This is a genomic window from Alsobacter ponti, assembly GCF_024294805.1.
Lineage (GTDB): Bacteria > Pseudomonadota > Alphaproteobacteria > Rhizobiales > Beijerinckiaceae > Alsobacter > Alsobacter ponti.
On the sequence record NZ_JANCLU010000022.1, the window covers coordinates 67,706 to 76,058 of the forward strand.

General features: G+C 70.4%; 5 protein-coding genes. 4 read left to right on the plus strand and 1 reads right to left on the minus strand.

From position 1 onward, the window contains the following. Nucleotides 1-454: 454 nt before the first annotated feature. Complete coding sequence (locus tag NK718_RS18620) at nt 455-3,040, minus strand: autotransporter outer membrane beta-barrel domain-containing protein (RefSeq protein WP_254745408.1); 2,586 nt, start codon at nt 3,038-3,040, stop codon at nt 455-457. Nucleotides 3,041-3,522: 482 nt separating this feature from the next. On the opposite strand from NK718_RS18620, the gene NK718_RS18625 reads away from it, so the two are divergent. From NK718_RS18625 to NK718_RS18640, 4 genes are all read left to right on the plus strand, one after another. After that, nucleotides 3,523-4,461: a glutaminase gene (locus NK718_RS18625; protein ID WP_254745409.1), complete on the plus strand. Its 939-nt coding sequence runs from the start codon at nt 3,523-3,525 to the stop codon at nt 4,459-4,461. A 266-nt stretch (nt 4,462-4,727) separates the two neighbouring features. Then, nucleotides 4,728-5,762: a glutamine synthetase beta-grasp domain-containing protein gene (locus NK718_RS18630; RefSeq protein WP_254745410.1), complete on the plus strand. Its 1,035-nt coding sequence runs from the start codon at nt 4,728-4,730 to the stop codon at nt 5,760-5,762. Nucleotides 5,763-5,973: 211 nt separating this feature from the next. Further along, nucleotides 5,974-6,618 (plus strand): hypothetical protein, encoded by a 645-nt coding sequence (locus NK718_RS18635; protein ID WP_254745411.1) that lies wholly within the window; start codon nt 5,974-5,976, stop codon nt 6,616-6,618. 299 nt (nt 6,619-6,917) lie between these two features. Beyond that, on the plus strand, nt 6,918-8,353 hold a 1,436-nt coding region (locus tag NK718_RS18640), incomplete at its 3' end, for a sensor histidine kinase (protein WP_254745412.1).

The following is an 8,353-nucleotide window of genomic DNA, read 5'->3' on the forward strand; positions in this document are numbered from 1 at the left end:
CGCTCGCGAGGAGCGTCAACTGCCAAGTGTACTTTCTACAAAGTATTAGTTTGAGATATGCGATTACGGTCTATGAGCTAATTTTGACCAACTGATCTCATTTCACGGAGCCACTAAATTCTTCCCCGCCCGCTCCCCCTCCCCAACGTCCCCCATCTCCGGCAGGGGACGCGCCGTGCCGGCCGCCAGAGGCGTCGGGGAAAGCGTGGGACGGGATATGACCGCCGGGTCGCGGCGGGCGGGGAGGAAGCGGGCGGCCCGGCGAGGGTTCGGGCGGATCGCGGCGAGAACGACCGGGGAGATGAAGGCGCGGCCCGAGGCGGGGGAGCGCGGCCCGGACGGGGGATCTCAGCCCCCCTCCAATGCGAAAACGGCCGGGGGTCGCCCCCCGGCCGCGCGCTTCCGTCCCGTCGCGCGGAGTCGTGGGAGCCCAGCGTCCCCCGCCCCCGTCCGCCTACCAGACGTACTTGACGCCCGCCGAGCCGAACCAGCTGTTGCCCTTGTTGGAGAACTCGCCTTCCATCTTGCCGAACACGGCCACGCCGTTGGCGAAGGCGAGTTCCGCGCCGGCGGAGAGCAGGGCGAGGTCGCGGGCCGGCGTCGCGCCGAGCGTGGTGAAGCCGGAGCCCGGCAACGCCTGGAACGACGCGTCGACCGACGGCGTCTTCACCCAGTCGTGCGCGTAGGCCGCCCTGGCGCGCAGCGTCAGCGTGGCGGCGGCGAGCGGGGCGGAGAAGTCGTAGCGCGCGCCGAGTTCGGCCCGCGTCGCGTCGCCGTGATGGCTGAGGAAGCTGAGGCCGAAGCCGCCGGCGGCCAGGTTGCGTTCCGCGTAGGCCGGGGTCGCCACGTCCTGCGCCTGCACGGCGGCGTAGGGGGTCAGCCCGCCGAAGGACGTGGCGAAGCGATAGCCGCCTTCCAGCCGCCCCGACCAGCTTTGCGCCTGATAGCGCGCCCGCAGCGGATCGCCGGCGGCGACGCGGCTCGTCGTCGTCCAGTCGTTGCCGAAGGCGAGCGCGCCGCCGACATAGGCCGGGCCGAAGCGCGTCGCGCCATAGACGCCGGCCTGGAAGAAGTCGGAGCGGCCGGAGCCGGAGACGCCCTTCATCGACCAGTTCGTGCCGCCGCCGGCGAAGGCGAGGCCGAGCGTGGTGTCGGGCGACACGCGGTAGTCGAACCCGGAGGCGACGCCAGCGACGTTCGAGGCGACGCCGGCCGCGCCCGTCGCGCCGTCGCCGAACAGCCGGCCCTCGCCGCCGAAGCCGATGGCCCAGCCAGTCCAGCGCGGCGCGGCCGCGGCCGCGGCCGGCGCGTCGCTCTTCACGGCCGCGAGCGGGCCGCGCGGCGCGGGGGGCTCCGGCGCGTAGCCGAGCGCCGGGGCCGCGCCGCCGATGGCGCTGGCGGCATCGCCGCGCCCGCTGGCGGCGGGATCGAGCATCGCGCCCAGAAACTGCCGGCCCGCCTGCAACGTCGCGCCCTGGCCGCCGAGCGCGGCCTCGCCCGACAGCGACGAGAGCGACGACCGCAGGGCGTCGCCGGTGAGGCCGTACACCGCGACGAACTTCGCCGGCAGCGCGCCGCCGCCGTCGAAATACGTGTTGAGCGCGTCGGCGACGCGGGCGGGGTTGCCGACGAGCGACGCTCCGTAGCCGAGCGAGGCCTTGAGGTCCAGATACACGTCGTCGGTCCCGTAGGACAGCCTTTGCCTGAACCCGGCCGGCACGTTGCCGCTGAGGCCCGCGAAGGTGGTGCCGCCGAACCCGCCGTTGGCGTGCAGGATCGTGTATTGCCTGGTGAGATAGCTGCCCGGCGCGAACACCGTTTGCACAGTGCCGCCGGTCAGCGTCGCCACGCCCGTGACATCGGCGCGCGAGGCCGCCGTCGGGCTGACGGCGACCTTGTAGGTCGAGCCGGCCTCGAAGACGAGGGCGCCTGCCACCGACATTGTCGTGCCGGCCACGCCCGAGCCCGGCGCGAGCACGCCACCGGACTGGACGGTCACGTCGCCCACGACCGCCCCCGTGCCCTTCAGCGTCCCGGCGTTGACGACGGCGCCATACAGAGTTCCGTCGACGACCATGGTCGAGCGGGCGCCGTTGCCGATGTTGGTCGCCCCCAGCACGGCGTCGGATTCGACAAGGACGCCGACCTCGGCGGTCGAGCTGTTATCCAGCCTCGTGATTCCGCGGAACGAGCCGCGCGACTTGACGACCAGTTGCGACGTCCCGGTATTGTCGAACGTGTTGTCGCCCGTCAGCTCGCCGGTGACGTTGAAAATGCCCGAGCCCCGGTTCGTGATCGCGCCGAGCGCCCTGCCCTGCGCGTTGATGGTTCCGGCGTTGCCGATAGTCGCCCCTTCGAGCGTGCCGAGGCTGGTGATGGTCGCGCCGACGGCGTTGACGATCGCGCTGGCGGACAGCGTGGCGCCGTATTCGACCTTGACGCCGACCGCGGCGGTCGAACTGTTCGTCAGCGTCGAAATGCCGGTGAACGAGTAGTCCCTGCCAAGGTTGAGTCGCCCCGTCCCGGTATTGGCGAACGTGTTGCCGCCCTGCTGCGCGCCGCCGGCGTTGAACGTGCCGGCGTTGGAGATCGGGCCATCGACCTCGCCCTGCGCCAGCACGATGCCGCCGGCCCGGTTGTCGATGCCGCCCGCCAAATGATTGAACGTATAAAACGTGCCGCCGTCCATGACGGTCACGTCGCCGGTCCAGGCGCCGTGGTTCTCAATGCGACCGGCGTTCGACGCCACGTCGCCGGTCCAGGTTTCGTAATTGATGATCGTGCCGACGTTCGACAGAACGTCGCCGGTCCAGGCGCCAAAATTATGGATCCTGCCGGCGTTCGACAGGACGTCGTCGGCGCGGCTGCCTGTGTTGGCGACGGTGGTACCGGAGGGAACGGCCAGGTCGCCCGCGCCCGCCGGGCCGCCCAGCGCCAGCGCCAGGGTCAGGGCGGTCGAGCCGAGCAGCACGCGCCGGCAGTCGCCGCGCCGGCTAGCGGCACGCCCCGCGCGCGGCGCGGAGAAAAAGGACTGGTTCATCGATCCCCCGGTCATCCGCGCGGGCGGGCCTCGGCAGCCCGCCAGACGCGCCCGCAATCCGCCACATCGAACGCCGCCATCGCCGGGCGGACGTCTTGGTCCCTCGGCATGGCGGCTCCCGATCGGCCGCTCGACGCATCGGCAACGACGACATCGACATCCAGCCACGTTGTCGAAGAGTCACGTTGTCGAAGAGTCACGTTGTCGAGCTTCCAAATACGGTCGAAGCTGGCATCGATGCAACGAGTCTGTCAAACAATGCTTCGGACTAGGCGCATTTCTACTGTAATTATTTAACTCGACGGACTTCTAACTTAAATCGCTTATTCGTTGCGCCTTGCTCGCTTAATCATGCCGGCCGGCCCGAGCCCGCGACGCCGCGTCTCCCTCCCCGCCGCTCCCCCTTCCCAATGCGCCCCAACTCCGGCATGGGATGCGCCGTGCCGGCCGCCGGAGGCGTCGGGGAGAGCGTGGGACGAGACATGAGCGCCGAGTTCGACCGCCTGAGCGCCGCCGTGCGCGAGATCGCCGAGGAGATGAAGGCGCGGCCCGACCGGGGGAGCGTGGCCGACTACATTCCCGAGCTGGCGCATGTCGACCCCGGCCGGTTCGGCCTGTGCGCGGTGGACGCGGAGGGGCGCGTGGCGGCGGGCGGGGACGCCGACGCGCCGTTCTCCATCCAGAGCATCTCCAAGGTGTTCACCCTCACGCTGGCGCTCGGCATGGCCGGCGACCGGCTGTGGCGGCGCGTCGGGCGCGAGCCCTCGGGCAGCGCCTTCAATTCCATCGTGCAGCTCGAGCACGAGCGCGGCGTGCCGCGCAACCCGTTCATCAACGCCGGCGCCATCGCCGTGACCGACCTGATCCTCTCCGGCCACCAGCCGCGCGAGGCGCTGGGCGAGATCCTGCGCTTCGTGCGCTTCCTCGCCGACGACGAGACGATCCGCATCGACGAGGCGGTCGCGGCCTCCGAGCAGCGCACCGGCTTCCGCAACGCCGCGCTGGCCAACTACATGCGCTCGTTCGGCGTCGTCACGAACCCCATCGAGTTCACGCTGGGCGTGTATTTCCACCACTGCGCCATCGCCATGTCGTGCCGGCAGCTCGCCATGGCCGGGCGCTTCCTGGCGCACGGGGGCCGGCACCCCGCCACCGGCCACGCCGTCGTCAGCCCCCAGCGCGCGCGGCGCATCAACGCGCTGATGCTGACCTGCGGCCACTATGACGGCTCGGGCGAGTTCGCCTTCCGCGTCGGCCTGCCGGGCAAGAGCGGGGTGGGCGGCGGCGTGCTCGCCATCGTGCCGGGCCGCGCGTCGCTGGCCGTGTGGTCGCCCGGGCTCGACCCCTCGGGCAACTCGCATCTCGGCCGCGAGGCGCTTGAGATGCTGTCGCGCCGGATGGGCTGGTCGATCTTCGGCTGAGCGCCGGCGCTCCCACATCTGCACGGAAAGGTGGCAGTTCGCCTAAAAATGAGGCACTTCGCCGCCTCCGTGCGCGGCACGCCGGACGTTCGCCCGACCGGCCGCGTGGCACGCATCCTGCTTTCAGTTGGTCGCGCCCGTGGGGCCGCCAGCGCGTTGCGCGCGGCGACGCCCCGGCCGCGACGGGTCGCCCGTCTCCATTGTGTGTAGTCGCATCGCCCGCCCACGGCGCCAGCCGGCGGAACGATGCTCCAGGCGAGGAAGACATGACGAAGTACAAGCTCGAATATATCTGGCTGGACGGCTACACGCCCACGCCGAACCTGCGCGGCAAGACGCGCATCCAGGACTTCGAGAGCTTCCCGACGCTGGAACAGCTCCCCAACTGGGGCTTCGACGGCAGCTCCACCAACCAGGCCGAGGGCCGCAGCTCCGACTGCGTGCTGAAGCCGGTGCGCATCGTCCCCGACGTCACCCGCAAGAACGGCGCGGTGGTGCTGTGCGAGGTGATGATGCCGGACGGCGTGACGCCGCACCCCTCCAACGCCCGCGCCACGCTGGTCGACGACGAGGGCGCGTGGTTCGGCTTCGAGCAGGAGTATTTCCTCTACAAGAACGGCCGCCCGCTCGGCTTCCCCGAATACGGCTACCCCCCGCCGCAGGGGCCCTACTACACCGGCGTCGGCTTCTCGAAGGTGGGCGACGTGGCGCGCCAGATCGTCGAGGAGCACCTCGACATCTGCCTCGCCGCCGGCCTGAACCACGAGGGCATCAACGCCGAGGTGGCGAAGGGCCAGTGGGAGTTCCAGGTGTTCGGCAAGGGCTCGCGCCGGGCCGCCGACGAATTGTGGATCGCCCGCTACTTCCTGGAGCGGCTGACCGAGCGCTACGGCATCGACGTCGAGTACCACTGCAAGCCGCTCGGCGACACCGACTGGAACGGCTCGGGCATGCACTGCAACTTCTCCACTGCGTTCATGCGCGAGGTGGGCGGCAAGGCCTATTTCGAGGCGCTGATGGCCGCCTTCGCGACGGCGCGCGAGGACCACATCGCCGTCTACGGCCCGGACAACCACATGCGGCTGACCGGCAAGCACGAGACGGCCTCCATCCACACCTTCAGCTGGGGCGTGGCGGACCGCGGCGCGTCGATCCGCGTGCCGCACAGCTTCGTCAACAACGGCTGGCGGGGCTATCTCGAGGATCGCCGCCCGAACTCGCAGGGCTGCCCCTATCAGATCGCCTCGCAGATCCTGAAGACGATCTCCACCGTCGCGACCGTCACCTCGGCCGCCGCCTGAGTTTGATGAGGCGGCGCGGCTTCCTGGCCGCGCCGCCGCCTCTACGCCCAGCCGCCTCCGAGCGCCGCCGACGGGGCCGCGCTCGGGAGCCCGCGCGCCATGCGCCGCGCCGGCGATCCGTGGTCGGGGTGGCGCCGACCTGCGATTGATTTCTATCAGGATTTACAAACCACAAGTTGCAGCAACAATGTTGCCGCGATAACACCGGGCCATGTCTGAACCGGAATCAATCGACCGCCCCGCAAAGGCGCCCGCCTTCGCCCGGCGCTGGGCCGACAGGCTGCTGCGCGCCGCCGGCGGCCCGCGCGGCTGGACACGCCGCGACGCGGCGACGCCGGCGACGGCCGACCGGCTCGACCTCGCCGGGCGGGTGCAGTCGACCACCACGCGGCTCGCCAATCTGCGCGCCAGCTGCAACGAGCGCCCGCGCTTCATCTACGACGTCTTCCTGCGCGAGGGCCGCGCCGAGCAGGTCGACGACGAGGACGTGGTGGCGGCGCTGCTGCAGGTGGCGCTCTATTCGGCCAGCGTGGAGATCCAGGCGGCGCGCATCGCCGAGGCGGCGCTGGACTTCTCCGTCGCCCGCCTGCGCGAGCGCCTCGCCGGCATCTTCGACGACAGCACGCTGTCGCTGCTGGAGTGGACGCGCGAGCAGGCCGAGCGCGCCGTCGACGAGGCGCTGGCGGCGCTGCGCGCCAATGCCGACCTGATGCGCCTCGCCGTCAGCCATTTCGAGCTGGAGCTGCGGCTCGCCGAGGTCGGCTTCTCGCACCAGTCCGAGGCGACGCGGGCCGGCGGCCTGCTGCTGGGCGAGGAGATCCGCCGCCGGCTGCGCGCCGGGACGCCCGCCGCCTGATTCGCTCCGCCGCCGCCCAAGCGTTCGAGTCCATCGGCAGACTTTGACGGTTTTCGATAAATCAAATGCGAGTCTTCTTTAGCCGGAGCATGGCGCTATGGCTGATCTCCCAACTCCTATACGTATTGCGAACCATCTGGCTATTTTGCGTCTCGTGGTTTAGTTTGTGTTCACATCATTGCCGGGTCCGGCAGGGGAAAGGCGGGCCAAGTAATTCTGCCGGAAACATAAGAATATAGATGATAACGCTTCGATCCATTCGCGAACGCCTGAAAAAGCGTCCGGATACCGAGCACGAGATGACGCTGAACCGCAGCGTCTTCGCGGCGATCGCGCTTGGCATCATGGCCCTGCACGCGCCGTCCTCGCCGGAGATGGCGGCGCTGCTGGCGCGCACGCTGCCCTCCTTCGCGCTGTTCTTCTTCGTCACCGCCGCCATCTTCGCGCATTTGCTGCGCCATCCCGGCGTGTCGGTGGGCCGCCGCCTGTTCGCCATGGTGCACGACTTCACGATGATTTCGTGGATCGCCGCCGCCGCCGGCGAGTCGGCCGGGCTGCTCTACCCGCTCTATCTGTGGACGATCCTGGGCAACGGCTTCCGCTTCGGCGTGCGCTACATCTTCACGGCGGGGGCGATCGGCCTCGCCGGCTTCTCGGTCGTGCTGTGGACGACCGGCTTCTGGGCGCTGCATCCGGGCCTGTCGGCGGGGCTGTGGCTGGGGCTGGTGGTGCTGCCGCTCTACGTCTCGCGTCTGCTGCGGCAATTGTCGCAGGCGACGCACGAGGCGCAGCAGGCGAGCCGCGCCAAGAGCGCCTTCCTGGCCAGCGTCAGCCACGAGCTGCGCACGCCTCTGAACGCGGTCATCGGGCTCAGCGACCTGCTGGCCCAGCAGCCTCTGACGCGCGACCAGCTCGGCTCGGTGCGGCTGATCCGCTCCGCCGGCCAGTCGCTGCTCGAGCTGATCAACACGCTGCTCGACTTCTCCCGCCTCGAGGCGGGGCGGATGCCGCTGCGCAAGGCGCGCTTCGACGTGGTGGAGGTCGCCGCCTCGCTGCGCGCCATGATGGCCCCGCAGGCGCAGGAGAAGGGGCTGGCGCTGGCGCTGCAGATCGCCGCCGACGCGCCGCGCTTCGTCGAGGCCGACCGCAAGCACGTGCAGGAAATCCTGTTCAACCTCGTCGGCAACGCGCTGAAGTTCACCCGCGACGGCCACGTGCTGCTGCGCCTGCTGGCCGGCCCGCGCAAGGAGGGGCGCGCCTGGCTGACCATCGAGGTGGAGGACACCGGCGTCGGCATCGCGCCGGAGGCGCAGGCGCGCATCTTCGAGAGCTTCGCCCAGGCCGACGAGACGATCCTCGACCGCTTCGGCGGCACCGGGCTGGGGCTCGCCATCTGCAAGCAGCTCGCCGAGCTGATGGGCGGGCGCATTTCCGTGCGCAGCACGCCGGGCCACGGCAGCACCTTCGCCGTCGAGCTGCCGGTCGGCGTCGACGCGCCGGAGGCCGAGGCCGCCCCCGCGACCGCCCCGGAGAGCGCGCGCGTCGTTGCGGCGGGGGCCGACATGGGCTTCGCGGCGCGGCTGCGGGCGGCTCACGGCGACGCCGGCTGCGCCGCCACCCCGGCCGAGCTTCGCACCCTGCTCGACGGCGCGTCCGGCCCGTCGGTCGTCTTCCTGCCGCGCATGAGCCTCCTCGAAACCTTCTTCAACTGGGACGTGCTGGTCGCGACCATGCC